Annotated in this window: 12 protein-coding genes, 1 pseudogene and 2 riboswitches; of the genes and pseudogenes, 10 read left to right on the top strand and 3 right to left on the bottom strand. The window is 39.1% G+C overall.

Translation table 11 applies throughout. From position 1 onward, the window contains the following. Window positions 1-908: 908 nt before the first annotated feature. From RCG21_RS02250 to queF, 3 genes are all read left to right on the top strand, one after another. Window positions 909-2,084 carry a ParM/StbA family protein gene (locus RCG21_RS02250; RefSeq protein ID WP_133332832.1) on the top strand — a complete coding sequence of 392 codons (1,176 nt, stop codon included), beginning with the start codon at window positions 909-911 and terminating at the stop codon, window positions 2,082-2,084. Window positions 2,085-2,098: 14 nt separating this feature from the next. Continuing rightward, window positions 2,099-2,695 carry a hypothetical protein gene (locus RCG21_RS02245; protein ID WP_133332833.1) on the top strand — a complete coding sequence of 199 codons (597 nt, stop codon included), beginning with the start codon at window positions 2,099-2,101 and terminating at the stop codon, window positions 2,693-2,695. A 115-nt stretch (window positions 2,696-2,810) separates the two neighbouring features. Continuing rightward, a riboswitch (PreQ1 riboswitch) is annotated at window positions 2,811-2,857 on the top strand. Window positions 2,858-2,934: 77 nt separating this feature from the next. Further along, on the top strand, window positions 2,935-3,435 hold the full coding sequence (queF, locus tag RCG21_RS02240; RefSeq protein WP_133332834.1) for a preQ(1) synthase: 501 nt from the start codon (window positions 2,935-2,937) through the stop codon (window positions 3,433-3,435). A gap of 62 nt (window positions 3,436-3,497) precedes the next feature. Here the strand turns inward: queF and gdhA are convergent, their stop codons facing one another. Further along, window positions 3,498-4,877, bottom strand: a complete 1,380-nt coding sequence (gdhA, locus tag RCG21_RS02235; RefSeq protein ID WP_308912868.1) for an NADP-specific glutamate dehydrogenase — start codon at window positions 4,875-4,877, stop codon at window positions 3,498-3,500. A 148-nt stretch (window positions 4,878-5,025) separates the two neighbouring features. Here gdhA and gltC point away from each other — a divergent pair, with 148 nt between their 5' ends. Beyond that, window positions 5,026-5,931, top strand: coding sequence for a glutamate biosynthesis transcriptional regulator GltC (gene gltC, locus RCG21_RS02230; protein WP_133332836.1), 906 nt, complete (start codon window positions 5,026-5,028; stop codon window positions 5,929-5,931). Window positions 5,932-5,972: 41 nt separating this feature from the next. On the opposite strand, the gene RCG21_RS02225 is transcribed toward gltC, so the two are convergent. After that, entirely contained in the window at window positions 5,973-7,229 is a 1,257-nt protein-coding gene (locus RCG21_RS02225; RefSeq protein WP_133332837.1) for a GGDEF domain-containing protein, read from the bottom strand. Window positions 7,230-7,667: 438 nt separating this feature from the next. Between RCG21_RS02225 and RCG21_RS02220 the strand changes: the two genes are divergently transcribed. The 5 genes and pseudogenes from RCG21_RS02220 to RCG21_RS02195 all read left to right on the top strand — a co-directional run bounded on the left by RCG21_RS02220 (window position 7,668) and on the right by RCG21_RS02195 (window position 13,528). Then, a complete protein-coding gene (locus tag RCG21_RS02220) occupies window positions 7,668-8,852 on the top strand; it encodes a carboxylate--amine ligase (protein WP_133332838.1) in 1,185 nt (394 codons plus the stop codon). A 114-nt stretch (window positions 8,853-8,966) separates the two neighbouring features. After that, window positions 8,967-10,448, top strand: coding sequence for a UDP-N-acetylmuramoyl-L-alanyl-D-glutamate--2,6-diaminopimelate ligase (locus RCG21_RS02215; RefSeq protein WP_133332839.1), 1,482 nt, complete (start codon window positions 8,967-8,969; stop codon window positions 10,446-10,448). Between the two features lie 72 nt (window positions 10,449-10,520). Beyond that, window positions 10,521-12,421, top strand: a pseudogene (asnB, locus tag RCG21_RS33445) (asparagine synthase (glutamine-hydrolyzing)). Window positions 12,422-12,466: 45 nt separating this feature from the next. Continuing rightward, on the top strand, window positions 12,467-13,192 hold the full coding sequence (cuyB, locus tag RCG21_RS02200) for a cysteate racemase (protein WP_235824699.1): 726 nt from the start codon (window positions 12,467-12,469) through the stop codon (window positions 13,190-13,192). A gap of 36 nt (window positions 13,193-13,228) precedes the next feature. Further along, window positions 13,229-13,528 carry a hypothetical protein gene (locus tag RCG21_RS02195; protein WP_133332841.1) on the top strand — a complete coding sequence of 100 codons (300 nt, stop codon included), beginning with the start codon at window positions 13,229-13,231 and terminating at the stop codon, window positions 13,526-13,528. A gap of 49 nt (window positions 13,529-13,577) precedes the next feature. Here the strand turns inward: RCG21_RS02195 and RCG21_RS02190 are convergent, their stop codons facing one another. Then, complete coding sequence (locus RCG21_RS02190; protein ID WP_308912866.1) at window positions 13,578-15,227, bottom strand: M20/M25/M40 family metallo-hydrolase; 1,650 nt, start codon at window positions 15,225-15,227, stop codon at window positions 13,578-13,580. A gap of 185 nt (window positions 15,228-15,412) precedes the next feature. Further along, window positions 15,413-15,594: riboswitch (Lysine riboswitch) on the top strand. Between the two features lie 91 nt (window positions 15,595-15,685). Here RCG21_RS02190 and RCG21_RS02185 point away from each other — a divergent pair. Then, complete coding sequence (locus tag RCG21_RS02185; protein ID WP_133333214.1) at window positions 15,686-16,465, top strand: ABC transporter substrate-binding protein; 780 nt, start codon at window positions 15,686-15,688, stop codon at window positions 16,463-16,465. Window positions 16,466-16,501 lie beyond the last annotated feature (36 nt).

Below are 16,501 nucleotides of genomic sequence, written 5' to 3'. Positions count from 1 at the left end.
TTCTGGTTAGAGGGGATGTAATTTTAGTGGCAATCATATCAGGCTGTCATTTTATAGGGGATATCGTATGTTTACAAAATTGTTTGCTAGTGTACTATTTGTAAACAATTGTATACGATTTTGTTTACGTGTACTCAATAGTGTTTACATAGCTATGTAACTGGTATTTGTACGGATTAATTAACATTGTTTACAAGATATTACTTTTTACAATAGGTTATATTTTAACCTCATTGTTGGTATTGCCACTATGCTAATTGGAGCATTAAATGATTGGCAAGTTTAATAGAGCCTTTCAAAAATGATATTATGTCCATTAGGAGTGGTCTGTGTTGCCCCCTTACTGGCGTAAAAAATAATCGATAAAGAAACTGCATGAGGACGGATAAGAAAATAGAGGTGCCACCAAGGAAGAATAAGGCTTGGAAAAGCATTCTACTCTTTTATATACGTACTAGGCAGGAGGTGAATAGTTTGCTATCAGATTGTGTAGATGGTTTTGGTAATAACATTTTACACAATCTATATTCGCTCTGGTATGAGAAAATTTTCAATAATTATTAAAGATTGCCTTGCTAAGCTGTCGAACTCACTAGAATTTTGTATGTCTACAAAAGTGTTTACTTGTATACTATTTTGTAAACGAACGTATACGTATTTGTGGACATGTAAACAAATACGTATACACAGCTCTGCAATAGTATGTATACAAAGTTGTTACTGATGTTTACAAAAACGTGTACAAGCAAGTCTTGGTTTACAGGTTGTTTACAGGTTTACAGTTTTGTATCTTTTCACAAGATACTATTGAAGAATCTATGGTTCCCCTTTATCCTTTATATAGGCAAACTTGAAATACATACCTTTTCATAATACTAATCTATTAACCTATAAGGAGAGATAAACAGATGTCGAATGCTAGAATTGCTGCTGTGGATGTAGGAAATGATTCAATTAAGGCTATTTTTGGGGAATTAGATTTCCAATTAACGGTTCCCAACATTATTGCAAGGGATACAGAAGACCGCCCGGTAATCGGGATTGAAGAATTAGACAATAAAAACCCTCTTGATGGAATCCATATTAAGGTACACTCCCCTGCCCTGAAGGAAAACAACGCAATTTATCGTATCGGTAATTTAGCGACTAAAAGCAATAATGCTGCAGAATTAGATCCAGGCAGCAGCAAATCAGAGGAAGACCAAACATTAGTTATGCTGTTTGCAACACTAGCTTTAGATGCTGTAAGAGCAGAAAATGAAAAGATTTTTCCGCGTATGAAAAATGTGATTGATGCAAACTACAATCTTGGAACTGGTCTCCCCCTTCGTGAGGTGAAAGAGGGAAAGGATGTGGGCTACCGTTCTAAATTGATTGGTTCAGTCCATCAAGTAGAATTCCTCGTAACACCAAAATACCAAGGTTTAAAGGTAAATATTAAATTTAATGAAGTAAAGGTTTACCCAGAAGGCTTTGCCGCCTTTATTAACCTTGTTATGGATAATAATTTAAAAATTATCAATAAAGATTTAATTGATAAGAGAATACTAATTCAAGATATCGGAGGATTGTCGACAGATATTGCTGTCATCAAGAACCGTAATGTCGATGATGATAAGGCACAGGGTTTTAACCTCGGTGTGTCCGAATCATTGGAGTCGATTCGTGAGGAAATTCGGACAAAACATGGCGTTGAACTAGACAGCCGCCGCGATGTGGTTGAAATTATTACAAGAAAAAATGACCGCAATCACATTATGGTAAAAGGTAGCCGGACAAGTGTTCATGATATCACAGACCGCATTCTTGTCGAATTAGCCAAAAAGCAATACCGCTTATTGCGCAACGTTTGGCAAAGGAACTCACAAACCGAAATTTGCTATTTTGTTGGCGGGGGTTCAATTGTTCTAAAGGAATATATTAAAACCTTAAATAATCATTTAGATGGTTATAATATTGAATTTTTTGAAGATGAGAAAGAAAGTATTTGGATGATGGCAAATGCTTATTACAAGCTCATCACTGATTTTGTTAAAAAGAGCGAAAAGCCTAAAGTGGTTCAAGAGCCTGTTAAAAAAGCCTAAAATAGGGTGATCCTATGAAAAAGTCCACTTTAAGTGAAATTAAGAGGGGTCAAGCCATCTCCTTTCGTATCCCTTCGGATACACCCGATCATTTAGTTAAGCAACTGCAAAGTTTAAAGGAGACGGAGAGAAGAAACTTCTCAAGTAAAATCGCTGACTTTGTCATGCAGGGTGTGGCGAGTTCTTATGCAAGGGAGAAGGAAACCATCACGATTCCCCTCCCCCATAAGCTAAGTAAGTCACAGCGGGATTGGCTGAAGCATGAACATTCCCTTGCCCTAATGGGAAGCATTGTTTATCATCTATTATCTGACCCTGTAAGGTCAACCGCACTGCTTGCATCGTTAAATAGCAGCTCATTAGATATTGATGAGGCGTTGTACCTTCAGGAAGAACCAGAAGAGGTCATCTCTCCTGCCAGATCCGCTTTTCCAGTAATGGAAGAAACAGCAACTGCCTCGGAGTCAGACCTTGAAGATGACTTAAGCACATTTGATTGGGATAACATATCGCAAGGTCAACCGCACGACGCCAAAGAAGAAACAAAACAAGAAGTGGAGAGTAACCTGGACGACCTGCTCGGTGATTTCCTTGCGAGTATGAATAAATAATTCGACAAAATTCGGGTGGTGCCTGTCACCAGCCGAATTTTGTCGAACATCAATTTCCAGTTGACGTTTTTCCACATGTTCTTTATGATTAGGAAGAATTATATACTCGTGTTTGACGAGAGAGGTTCATAGCGGAAACCCTCTATAAAAAACTATGGATACATGACGATTATGCCATGTCCATATGGGACATGGCTTTTTTGTTTTTAATATTGATATTTTTTACAGGAGGTCTTTTTATGTCTGGCAGAAACCATGAAGAAGGTTTAAAGGATTTAACTTTATTAGGAAATCAGAATACACAGTATTCCTTTGAATATGCACCTGAAGTTTTAGAGGCAGTAGATAATCTCCATGTCGATCGGGATTACTTTGTGAAATTTAACTGTCCGGAGTTCACAAGTCTTTGTCCATTAACAAAGCAGCCCGATTTTGCAACCATGTATATTTCTTATATTCCAGATAAAAAAATCGTCGAAAGCAAATCATTGAAATTATACCTTTTCAGCTTCCGAAATCACGGTGATTTCCATGAGGACTGCGTCAATATAATTATGAACGACTTAATTAAGTTGCTTGATCCACGCTATATCGAGGTGTGGGGGAAATTCACACCGCGCGGCGGCATTTCGATTGATCCATGGTGCAATTATGGCAAACCAGGAACGAAATATGAAGAAATGGCTCAATTCCGCTTAATGAATCATGATCTATATCCGGAAAAAGTGGATAATCGATAAAACAAAGACAGTCACCAGTTTTAAAAGCTGGTGACTGTTTTTATTCATAGCTTCAGGTCGTTTTAAATACCATGTGCAATCATGGCGTCTGCTACTTTTATAAAACCTGCAATATTTGCACCGACAACCAAATTGCCTGGATAGCCGTATTCCTCTGATGCCTTTACACTGGTATGGTAAATATTGACCATAATCCTGTGCAGCTTTTGATCGACTTCTTCAAACGTCCATGCTAGACGTGCGCTGTTTTGCGACATTTCTAATGCAGAAACAGCTACACCGCCGGCATTTGCAGCCTTTGCCGGAGCGAAAAGAACATCATTTTGAAGGAATACATCAATCGCTGCAAGAGTCGATGGCATATTGGCTCCTTCACCGACTGCTTTAACACCATTGGAAACAAGAATGTTTGCAGAAACTTCATCGATTTCATTTTGTGTTGCACATGGTAAGGCAATATCACATGGTATTGACCAGATTCCATTGCAGCCCTCATAATAGTGGGCATGAGGGTGCACATTTACATATTCACTAATTCTTTTTCTTTCGACTTCTTTTAACTGTTTTACAGTTTCAAGGTTAATTCCGTTTTCATCATAAATATAGCCGCTCGAGTCGCTGCAGGCAACAATTTTTGCACCCAATTGTGAGGCTTTTTCCATTGCGTATATTGCAACATTTCCGGAGCCTGAAACAACAACTGTACTTCCGTTTAGGCAAAGACCACGGTCTTTCAACATTTCTTCTACAAAATAAACCAACCCGTAGCCTGTTGCTTCTGTACGCGCTAAACTTCCGCCATATCCAAGACCTTTACCGGTTAAGACACCTGCCTCAAAGCCGCCGCGAATTTTTTTATACTGGCCAAAAAGGTAGCCGATTTCTCTTGCGCCAACGCCGATATCACCTGCCGGAACATCTACATCCGGCCCGATATGCCGATAAAGTTCAGTCATAAAACTTTGGGTAAAACGCATGATTTCTCCGTCAGACTTACCCTTAGTGTCAAAATCTGAGCCGCCTTTCCCTCCGCCAATAGGCAAACTGGTTAAGGAATTTTTAAGAATTTGCTCAAAGCCTAAGAATTTAATAATACTGGCATTTACGGAAGGATGAAAACGCAATCCGCCCTTATAAGGGCCGATGGTATTGTTAAACTGAACTCGGAAACCTCGGTTTACTTGGACTTTTCCTTTATCGTCAACCCATGGAACCCGAAAACTAATCGTGCGGTCAGGTTCAACCAGTCTTTCAAGAATGCCATGCTGCATGTATTTTGGATATTTTGCGAAAACAGGAATAAGTGATTCTGTGATTTCCTTTACCGCTTGATGAAACTCATCTTCATTTGGATTTCGCTTTTTTACCATTTCAAATACTTCTTTAACATATTCTTTTGCCAATAGGAGTTCTACCTGATTGACCTCTTCAATTGCTGCCATTCCTTTTCTCCCCTACCCCAATTTTTCTTTTTATTTTTTAAATTATTGGAATTATTATTATAAAATATTTTATAATGGAGAAATAATCGAATCAATATAGATAATAGATTAGAATCATGCTGAATTGAGATGAATGGTGGTTAGTGCTGTGGAATTAAGGCAAATACAGTATTTTATCGAAGTTGCAAAGCGTGAACATATGACAGAGGCTGCGCAGAAATTAAATGTCGCACAGTCCGCAATAAGCCGGCAAATTGTTAATTTAGAATCAGAGCTTGGGGTTGACTTGTTTTTCCGAGAAGGCAGGAATGTTCGATTAACGCCAATAGGGAAAATATTTCTTGAACATATGGAACAGGCATTAAAGGTGATTGAAAATGGGCTGAGAGAGGTTGAAGAGTATCTTGACCCGGAAAATGGGGTCATTCGAATTGGTTTTCCCAGCAGCCTTGCAGCCCATACACTGCCAACTGCCATATCGGCTTTTCGCGAACGCTATCCACTAGTGAAATTCCACCTGCGGCAAAGCTCCTACCATTCTTTAATTGATGGAGTGATCAAAGGTGATATTGATATGGCCTTAATTGGCCCGGTACCAAAACATGAGGCGAAAGTACAGGGAAGCACCTTATTCACGGATAGTATTGTTGCACTTTTGCCGGTGGATCATCGTCTTGCAGGGCAGCGTACTTTGAAGCTAAATCAACTGCGGGAGGAATCATTTGTTTTGTTCCCTCCGAAATTTATCTTAAATGAAATCATTGTAAATGCGTGCAGACAGCTAGGGTTTGAGCCAAAGGTGTCATTTGAAGGAGAGGATATTGATGCAATTAAAGGCTTAGTTTCTGCTGGTTTGGGAGTGACGTTGATTCCTGAGATTACATTAGTGGACAGCCTGCCGCGCGGAACAGTTAAAATTCCCGTGATGGAACCGTCAGTGACTCGTTCCGTTGGGGTCATCATCCCCCGTGACCGTGACTTACTTCCAACAGAGAAATTGTTTTATGAGTTTTTAAAGGAATTTTTCTCGATGTTGGAAGGATATCAAAACTAAAAAAGACCCTGTACCAAATTAATTGGCCAGGGTCTTCCTTTTTATACAAGCTGGTGGTTTGTTTCGCTTACTTTTGCTCCATTCGCCGACGATAAACGGTTTCTGCCTAACTGTTTCGACTGCAGCAGCAATTGATCAGCATACACATATCCTTTTTCCATTGAGACTATTTCATTTACTTTAAAGAAATACAGTCCAAATGAAGAGGTATAGTGTATCGTGGCTGTTTCGCCCTTATACTCAACATTAACTTCACTAGTTTCAAGGCTCTGCAGGATGGTTTCAACTAAAGCGGCACATTGTTCAAAATGCCGATGCCGAAGAAACAACGTAAATTCTTCTCCGCCGCTCCGAAACAAATAATCGTCCATCAAAATATAGCTTTTTAATGTGGCTGCAAAATGCTGAATAACCTGATCACCGACAGCATGGTTATAGTTATCATTAATTTGCTTAAACTTATCAATATCAGCGACAACAATTCCGAGATATTCACCAGTTTGATTCAATTCCTCCATCTTTTTGTCCATAAAGGCCCGGTTAAACACCCCAGTCAAAAAGTCGGTATAGGCCATTTGCTCAAACCGATCCCGTTCAATCTTATTTTGAATATGTTGTGATTTTGAAACGAAGGAAAGGCTAACTAGATAATTAAGAATAAACAGACTGATCAGCATCTCCCATTTTTGTTCCTGGAGAAATAGAAATAATAGACCGTTTGTGAACGATAATTTCCCCATATCAAGCACGCTTCTGCTTTTGAAAAAATCGATCGCTTCCTTGCCCGTCTTAATATCCCCTAGGAAATAGAAGATTAAAATGAGATAAAGATCAGACAGGACTGAGGTAACTGTTACGAGTAAAAACATTAAAATCCAAAAGCCGAATGGGACTCCCTGAAATTTTGGATAGTAAGTATGAAATAAATAAAAAGCAATTGAATTATTCAATACAAAAGCACCGATATTATAAAATGTATCGGTAAATTCATGGGGATCGGCTGTTTTAGTTATTTTCTTATAAAAAAAGACAATAAAGCGATAAAAGGTTTCAAAAATAAACAACCCTAGTGGGCCGGTAAATAATCCAATCGATAAGCTATAGGAAATTCCATAATCAACGGATGTACTTCCATTTTTGCTTGTAATCCGCAGGTGATGATAGAGGCAGGAAAATAACAAATACAAAAGGAAAGCCTTCATGTAGAGGTTATTTTCAATGCTAATAGGTCTGGAGCCTATTGCGGCAGCCAATGAAGCAAAAAAAAGTAAAAACGTTAAGATATTGGCCTTTAACATCGTAATTTGCTTCCCCTTCCCCAGACTATATCTCCCATTTTACCGTAAATCACCTTAGGGTGCATAAGTATTTTCAGATAAATCAAACTTTCAATTTGTGGAATATATCCAAAAGCCATTCATATATATTGACGGTGCGTGCCGCCAATATATAGTCGGAATATTAATACGAATAATGGTTCTAGGCATGATTATTGTGCTATGATTAGTGCTAATCTTTATTTTAAGGATTTTTCCTAAATAATTACAATTCTATTTTAGTTAAATTACTTTATAATAATGGAGTAACGTCATATAATATAGATGCTAAATTTTTCGAGCGTTTTTGCAAAAAGAATTATAAATCTTGTAATCTACCTCCAGATAGTGTTGATATAAATCGAATATTGTAGAATGTGAGAACGGACTAGGGAACGAAGGAATGAGGAGATGGAAAAAGTGAGTAATAAGGCAGTCATTTTGGGGTGTAACTATTATATCGGATTAAGTGTCATCCGCTGCTTGGGTGTGCACGGGATCCAAACAGTTGCGGTTGATTATTCAGAGGAAAATACGTATGGAGCGAAATCGAAATATACATCAGAGCGGCTGATTGCTCCTCATTATAAAAATGAATCGAAACAATTCATTCAGTTTTTAATTGATTACGCGAAAAAACAAAGTGCGAAACCGGTGTTATTTCCATGTCATGATTCCTATTTGGAAGTCATTGATGAATACTTAGATGAAATCAGAAAATACTACTTGATCCCGCAGACGGAACAAGGCTTATATACGAAGGCCATGAATAAAGAAGTATTGCACCGTATTGCAATGGAAAAAGGTGTGAATGTACCGGAAACGGTTCGGGTAAACGAAGAAAATCTTTTTGAAAAAGTAGAAAGCATCTTGAAATACCCATGTATCGTAAAACCAACCGATTCCCCTACCTTCGTGGCCAAATTTAGAAGGAAACTTTTTAAGGTCCATAATCGTCAAGAATTACAGGAAGCATTGGCCAAAGCAGAAGAAGCGGGCTTAGAAGTCATTATACAAAGAATTATTCCAGGATTCGATGATCATATGCACACCTTTGATGCGTATTTAAACCAGGATTCGAAGGTGTCCCACTGGGCAACCTTCCAAAAGTTCCGCCAGTATCCGATCAATTTTGGCGCATCTGTTTATACCGGCCAAAAATATATTCCGGAGCTGTATGAAATTGGCGGGAAATTTTTAGAGGAAATCGGCTGGAAGGGGTTTGCCGAAATTGAATTTAAAAAGGATGCCAATACAGGCAAGTTTTATTTAATTGAAATCAATGCACGTACGACAAATTTTAATACGTTAATTAATAAAATTGGCTTGAATATGCCATACATTGCCTACCGCGAGCTAACCGGCAATCCACTGCCGCCTAAGGCAATCAAAGAAAATACCGGTCAGGTTTTCTGGTATGGCTATGAAGATATGCTTGCTGTGAAGGATTATATTAAAACAGGACAGTTGACCGTCCCGCAGGTTGTGAAATCGCTGTTTAAAAAACATGCCTACGCAATTTGGGATTGGAAGGATCCAAAACCAGGGATTTCTTATGCGGGAATCATAGCCGGTAAATTTACGAAGAAATTTTTGAAAAAGTAAGCAAGGTGATTGGAGCGGAAATCAACACAATCAAAAAACTGGACCTTATTTGGTCCAGTTCATCTTTTTATTGTTTTTCTTAAAACTTACTAGAATAAAAATGGAGTTGATTACATGTTATTAACGGATGTTGTTAAAGACCTTGAATTTGAACCAATTAAGGGAGAATTAGACAGGGAAGTAAACTCCATTGCCTATGATTCTAGGGAAGTAGTGGAAAATGGTCTCTTTGTAGCGATTTCTGGTTTTAAGGTCGATGGCCACCAATTTATTGAAAAAGCAATTGAAATGGGTGCGACAACTATCATTGTAGAAAAGGATATTTGGGTTGAGGACTATGTAACCATCTTAAAGGTGGCAGACTCCCGCAAGGCGTTAGCCAGAGTTTCAGCTAACTTTTACAATAATCCAACAGAAAAATTAAATTTAATTGGGATTACGGGAACGAACGGAAAAACCTCGATTACCTATTTTCTGAAATCCATTTTTGAAGAAGCTAAAAAATCAGTAGGGCTTATTGGTACAATTGGAACGGTCATTGACAATAAACTCATGAAGAATCAAAATACAACACCGGAGTCGTTAAACCTGCAAAAAATCTTTACCGATATGGTTGAAGCTGGTACGGATGATTGCATTATGGAGGTCTCCTCCCATGCGCTCAGCCTAAACAGGGTTGCCTATAGCAACTTTAATACAGGGATTTTCACCAATCTTACCCCAGATCATTTAGAGCTGCACCATAATATGGAAGATTATTTCCAAGCGAAGGCTCTTTTATTTGATATGACGCAGGATTACAATATCATCAATAACGATGACCCTTATGGAAAGCGGCTTATTGATAAAATAAAGGATTATGATACGACCCTGATGACGTATGGAATGGATTCCGATGCCGATATCTATGCATCTGATATTCGCTATTTTGCTGACTATACTCTTTATACTGCCAATACCCCAAGAGGAAACATCGAAGTTAGAGTGAACATTCCCGGGGATATTTATGTGTATAACAGTTTAGCTGCGATTGCTTGTGCGTACTGTCACAAGATTGATCTGCAAACTATTCAAAAGGGAATCCGCAACCTTGAAGGGATTAAAGGCCGGATGGAAGTGGTCTTTAAGGACAAGGATTATAAAATCGTAATTGATTTTGCTCATACAGAAGATGGATTGGAAAAGGCCCTCACATCCCTTAGACCTTACACAAAAGGCAAATTAATTGTGGTCTTTGGTGTCTATGCGCCTGATAGTGAAATTGGTAGATTGAAGCGTAAGGCGATGGGTAAAACAGCGGCCAAATTTGCTGATTTAGCCATTGTCACTTCCGATAATCCAAAGGATTTAGATCCAAATTTCATTATTGACGAAATTGTGGAAGCAGTTGAGGAAGAGAATGGAAACTATAAAGTTTTTGTTGACCGTTTAGAAGCTATTCAATATGCGATTCATGTCAGCACGGAAGAAGATACGATCCTCATTGCCGGAAAAGGACATGAAACGGCCCAAATCGTCGGCAAAAAGGAAATTCCTTTTAATGAAGCGGAAATTGTAAAGGAAACGTTAAAGAATCGTAAACTATTAGTGTTTTAATAGAGATGGATAAAAAAACTTTTACTCTTATTCCATAATTATTCAAAGCAGAACGAAAGGTGATAATTAACTATGTGTGGTTTTGTAGGCTTTGCCGATACAAGCACGACTGTAGATAAAGTAACGACAGTGAATAATATGATGGACACAATCATCCACCGCGGACCGGACAGCGGCGGTGTGTTTACCGATGACCGTGTAGCCTTTGGCTTTAGACGACTTTCGATCATCGACTTATCTGACGAAGCAAGTCAGCCAATGTACAATGAAGACAACAGCGTAGTGCTGATTTTTAACGGGGAAATTTATAACTTTGAAGAAATCCGCAAAGACCTTGTTGCAAAAGGCCACCAATTTAGAAGTCATACTGATAGTGAAGTCATTCTTCACGGTTACGAAGAGTACGGCGTGGATTTACTGCAAAAAGTGAGAGGAATGTTTGCCTTCTCAATCTGGGATCAGAAAAAACAAGAGATGTTCTTAGCGCGCGATTTCTTTGGAATCAAGCCGCTTTACTATACACAGAACACAACAGATGGCTCGTTTATCTTTGGTTCGGAAATTAAAGCATTTTTAAAGCATCCATCCTTTAAAAAGGAATTAAACAAGGATGCCCTTAAACCATACCTTACGTTCCAATATTCTGTACTTGATGAAACCTTCTTTAAAGGTGTATTCAAGTTAAAGCCTGGCCATTACATGATCTATAAAGACGGTAAGGCCGACATCAAGTCATATTGGGATGTTAACTTTGATGAAAATCAAGACAGTTTAGAGCATTATGTGGAAAAAATAAAAACCACAGTCGAAGAATCAGTGAAGTACCATAAGATTAGTGATGTGAAAGTCGGCTCATTTTTATCCGGCGGGATCGATTCCAGCTATATTACTTCCCTGTTAAAGCCAAATAAAACTTTCTCTGTTGGCTTCAGGACCATGAGGGAATCTTCAACGAAACGAATCTTGCCAAAGATTTATCGGATATTCTTGGAATTGAAAATCATAAATCGGTTATTAATGCGGATGAATGCTTTGAGAAGCTGCCAACGATCCAATACCATATGGATGAACCGCAATCCAACCCATCCTCTGTTCCGTTATATTTCTTAGCGGAGCTTGCTAGTAAGCATGTTACCGTCGTGTTGTCTGGTGAAGGTGCCGATGAAATTTTCGGTGGTTATGAGTGGTACCGCCCTACGCCGGCAATGGCGAAGTATGAAAAGATCCCATTTGCCCTCCGCCGCGCGGCTTCCAATGTGGCGAAGGCATTACCACAGAACCGCATTACGGGCTTCCTTGTCAAAGGCGGCCAAACGGTTGAGGAAACCTTTATTGGTGAAGCCAAGGTTTGGGATGAAAATGATGCGTTAAAAGTATTAAAGGATGACTTTAAGAAGGGGCCTTCCGTTCGAAGCATTACACAAAAAGTCTATGATAAAGTGAAAAATAAAGATGATGTAACGAAAAAGCAATATCTTGATTTGAAGCTATGGCTTCCTGGGGATATTCTGTTAAAAGCAGATAAAATGAGCTGTGCGCATTCGATCGAGCTCCGTGTTCCGTTCTTGGATAAGGTAGTGATGGGAATGGCTTCACACATTCCAACGCCGCTTCGTGTGAATCAGGAAAATACGAAATATGCACTGCGTACTGCTGCGAAGGAAGTATTGCCGGAAGAATGGGCCAATCGTCCAAAGGTCGGCTTCCCTGTGCCAATCCGCTATTGGCTGCGTGAAGAAAAGTATTATCATTTAGTCAAAGAAATGTTTACCTCTGACATTGCGAAAGAATTCTTTAACACCGATGAATTGGTGAAATTTTTGGACGACCATTACCATAACAGACACAATTATGCCCGTTATATTTGGACAGTTTATGTATTCTTAGTTTGGTATAAAAAGTTTTTCATAGAATTAGAGTCTGATGCGCCTTCTCATAAGGCAAAACAGCCCGACGAGTTGGTTACCGTTTAATCCTTTTAACGGAACGATAATTTTCAAGAAATGGAAGGTGGTTGAATGAAAAGTTTAGGTGTAATCGGTGGAATGGGTCCCAAGGCTACCTCTGTATTTTTCGATAAGGTGGTTGAAAATACAGTCGCTGATCGGGATCAAGACCATATCGATATTATGATCCTGAATCACGCCACCTTACCGGATCGTACCGAAGCCATTTTAAATGGACGGGATGATTTATTTTTAGATGCAGTGAAAAAGGACTTCAAACTATTGGAGTTTGCCGGTGTTTCTCATATCGCGATTCCTTGTAATACTTCGCATTATTTTTACGATCAAATGCAGGCCATGACAGAGATTCCAATTATTCATATGGTGGATGAAACATTAAAAGTGATTTATCAAAAATACGGCGAAAACGCCAAGGTTGGACTGTTAGCAACAAAGGGAACCATCAGCAGCGGTATTTACGAAAAAGAATCCAGCAAATACAAGATGCAGATGTATGTTCCGAGTGAAGCCGTTCAAAAACAGACGATGGACATTATTTACAGCATAAAGGCTGACAAAATGATTGACCCGCTGGAACTCGAAGAGATGATCCATCAGCTTATTTTTGACGAAGGCTGTAACTGTGTTGTTCTTGCCTGTACGGAGCTTTCTTGTGTAAGGATTGGTGATGAGGCAGCGCAGTACTGTGTGGATGCATTGGAGGTTCTCGTTGAACAGTCGATTGCCCTTTCAGGCGGCACCTCGAAAAAACAAAATAGTTCAGCCGTGTATTCTTAATAGATTTGCATGTTACGAGCGGAAGGTGGGATTTTCATGGCACCAACTGAATTGGAAAAATTAGAAACGTTTTTAGCAGAGTCGTTCTCGGACGGGGTAAGTTTTCGCGAGCTACGATTATCAGACGAGGAAGTAGATTACTTATTAAGAAGGTATCCAAATGCCAGTGTTTTGAAGAGCGCTTCTTTGGAGTCCGAGGATCATAAAGCATGGTATGAAGTCAACCTATTGCCCGCTTATGATGCTGAATCGAAGTTTGAGGACATTCAAAAAGAAAATGAACGGTTAAAGCAAGAAGTGGAAGCATTGAAAAAAGCATTGGTTACACAGGGATAATGAATTAAAAACACCTAGCCGCAAGGAGATTGGCTAGGTGTTTTCTAATTTATGCTAGAAGCTTACGGATAACAAGGTTGGTTAAGTTCGGCACGACTTCTAGAGAGTAGGTCATTTCCATTCGTTCAAGTTTTTTATGAGCATCTACACCATAAGGCCCAATATTGATAACCGGAACATTTAACTCGCGGATATCCTGGTATTCTACATAATGCTTGGTTCCCCAGCCGGGGTTATTTTTCGAAACCGCATTAATTCCTTCTTGATCATCACTTAAAGCAACAAAGCTCATATCCGAAATATATGGGAAAAAGTTCCTTGTTACAATGGGGTGCTGGTAGCTTGGCTGTACAGCCTCTACTGCCTCATCCAAGGCATCAATTAAAGCCTGTTCACGGCTTGTTTTCCCTGTTAATTCAATTCTTGGTGAATACAGTGAAGAATAAAACAGAATGATGGCAGGATTTTTATCCTTCATCCATTTCCAGGCTTCCTCTACTACTCGTGCCGCAAACATCCGCGTATCAAGTTCTTGATTTTGCAACAATATCTCTTTAAATTCATTCATATGACGAACGAATGCATCCCCATGTTCCGCCACAAGCATTTGTTCCATTTCCTCGTATGTAAACACTCGAGGTGCCCATGGCAGTTCTACATAAGGCTCGCCACTCGCCGCACTGTAACGTTTATAGCGCTCATCAAAGGATGCAAGCGCCCTTTCAAAGGCAATTAGTGCCTGCTCCTTTAACTTTTCCAGCACATCCTTTGGAGACCATGAATGGATAAAAAAGTTATAGTAAACATAGGCAGATAGGGCGGTCTGTACGGTATAGGATGGTTTAAGGTCGGTTTGCTTTAAGGAAACAGGCGGTACCGTCGTCTCCCCAAATGCCTCGTTACAAAGCTCAGGGTTATAATTAATCTGCTTGGTTAATTCTGCCGCAATAAAGTTCGGGTCTAAGCCCTCAAAACAGGATCCGACATGGGTTTCTGCACCAGTAATAAAAAAAGATGGCAGGAGCTTCCCAACCGTGCCTTTATAAATATAGCGGTTTATATCACCGGCATAGCGGGGCGATACGAAATCAGAATTAATGGCCGCAACATAATCAAAGCCATGTTCCTCTTTCCAACTTTTTAATACTTTTAAGGCAGATAAAACACCGTGGGAGCTGTCTTCTTCATCACATTCTGCTAAAAGGACAAGATTTCCGTCTAATTCCTCAGGATACTCTGAATAGTATTGTAAAAGAAAAAGATGGCTGGCGACACCGCTTTTCATATCAAGGACGCCGCGTCCAAACAGCCAGTCCCCTGATTCCAAATGTTCTTTTGCAGAAACAGGGAGCTCTTCCTGCTTTAGTGCTTCCATCAACTCATCAGGAAAACACGCCCGGTCTTTTAATTGATTAAAATCATCGATTCCTACCGTATCCATATGACCCATTAAAATAACTGTTCGATTGCTTGTACCTTTTGTTCCCTTCACAAAGGCAAGCACATTGTAGCGTTCATGAATATCATTAATTGTCTTCTCTAATGTTAAGTAGGATGTGTTTTTGGAGAAATAAGGAAGATCTGCGATAATTTTATATAATGAATTGGCAATTGTCTTCTCGCCAGCTGTATTAACGATACTTTCAACATTCACGAGCTGAGTGGTTAAAGCAAGAACCGCTTCCCGGCTTTCAAGCATGGTACATTCCCCTTTTTGAATAAAATGTTTTTACAAAAATGTATACCTAAAGGTTTTTGGCGTCAAGTAGTTTATTAATATAATATTTTTTGAATATTTATTATTGATTTTATCATATTATTTCGCTATACTAAAAACTGTTATTTGAAAAATAAAATAATAAATCCTCATCTTTTCAAGTTTTGAGATGGGGTAGAGGTCGCGATTTTTAAGAGTATCCTATTGGAGATTTAGTGAAATCTATGAAAATAGGAAAAAGGAATAATCGCCGAAGTCACTGAAATCACTAGTTTCAGGAGGCTGGGTCTGCACTCAAACAGGGGCAGAACTGTCACAATTTAGTGAATTGTGGAGAGCTATCTTTTTCAAAGCTTAAAGATGAGGGTGTGTCAGGCACCGTCATAATATTATGGCGGTGCCTTTTTTAATTTAAAGGAGGGAATATTGTGAAAAGAATAATGATTCTGCTAACAGTTGCGCTTGTATTTGTTTTATCAGCATGCGGAACGAAGCAAAATAACGAAACGGCTAAAGCGAAAGGTTCAGATCTAAAACTAGTAAAGGGTGGTTCGTTAACCTTTGCGATGAGCGGTTTATACCCGCCGTTAAACTATAAAAAGGATGGCAAATTGACGGGTTTTGATGTGGAAATTGGGAACGAAATTGCTAAAAGAATCGGTTTAAAAGCAAACCCTGTAACGAACCCATGGGAAACAATTATTCAAGGATTAAAAGCGAACAAGTATGACGCCATTATTGGAAGCATGACCGCAACGCCTGAGCGGGACAAGCAGGTTGATTTTACAAACCCATACTATTTATCAGGCGCGCAAGTTTTTGTTGCAGACAGCAATAATGCTATTCAATCAAAAGACGATTTAAAAGGCAAAACCATTGGAGTTATTCAGTCCAGCACATGGAAGGATATGGCCGTTAAATTATCCGATAAGGTAAAAGGCTATCCAAGTGATGTTTACGCCCTTCAAGATTTAGCGTTAGGCCGTATTGATGCAGTGATCACGGATAAAATTGTTGGTCTGAATGCCAAAAATGAAAAGCATCTAAAAATTAAAGCGGTTGGTGACCTGTTAAATGAGGACCGCGTTAGTGTAGCGGTAACAGAAGGAAACAAAGCGCTCGCAGATAAAATCAACAAAGCCATTGCTGACATGCAAAAGGATGGAACTTACGAAAAAATCAGTAAGAAATGGTTCAATGAAAATCTTTTAGAAAAATAAAGAAGCTTTTTAGGGAGGCTGTAACATTGACGTTTT

It is taken from the genome of Bacillus salipaludis (assembly GCF_030938565.1).
In the GTDB taxonomy this organism is placed as follows: Bacteria; Bacillota; Bacilli; order Bacillales; family Cytobacillaceae; genus Neobacillus; species Neobacillus salipaludis_A.
This window is presented reverse-complemented; position numbering and strand designations above follow the sequence as displayed.

What these genes read in the sequence shown, in the direction of transcription:
- RCG21_RS02250 (WP_133332832.1), top strand. Translation starts at nt 909, where the DNA reads ATGTCGAATGCTAGAATTGCTGCTGTGGATGTAGGAAATGATTCAATT.
- RCG21_RS02245 (WP_133332833.1), top strand. Translation starts at nt 2,099, where the DNA reads ATGAAAAAGTCCACTTTAAGTGAAATTAAGAGGGGTCAAGCCATCTCC.
- queF (WP_133332834.1), top strand. Translation starts at nt 2,935, where the DNA reads ATGTCTGGCAGAAACCATGAAGAAGGTTTAAAGGATTTAACTTTATTA.
- gdhA (WP_308912868.1), bottom strand. Translation starts at nt 4,877, where the DNA reads ATGGCAGCAATTGAAGAGGTCAATCAGGTAGAACTCCTATTGGCAAAA.
- RCG21_RS02225 (WP_133332837.1), bottom strand. Translation starts at nt 7,229, where the DNA reads ATGTTAAAGGCCAATATCTTAACGTTTTTACTTTTTTTTGCTTCATTG.
- RCG21_RS02215 (WP_133332839.1), top strand. Translation starts at nt 8,967, where the DNA reads ATGTTATTAACGGATGTTGTTAAAGACCTTGAATTTGAACCAATTAAG.
- cuyB (WP_235824699.1), top strand. Translation starts at nt 12,467, where the DNA reads ATGAAAAGTTTAGGTGTAATCGGTGGAATGGGTCCCAAGGCTACCTCT.
- RCG21_RS02195 (WP_133332841.1), top strand. Translation starts at nt 13,229, where the DNA reads ATGGCACCAACTGAATTGGAAAAATTAGAAACGTTTTTAGCAGAGTCG.
- RCG21_RS02190 (WP_308912866.1), bottom strand. Translation starts at nt 15,227, where the DNA reads ATGCTTGAAAGCCGGGAAGCGGTTCTTGCTTTAACCACTCAGCTCGTG.
- RCG21_RS02185 (WP_133333214.1), top strand. Translation starts at nt 15,686, where the DNA reads ATGATTCTGCTAACAGTTGCGCTTGTATTTGTTTTATCAGCATGCGGA.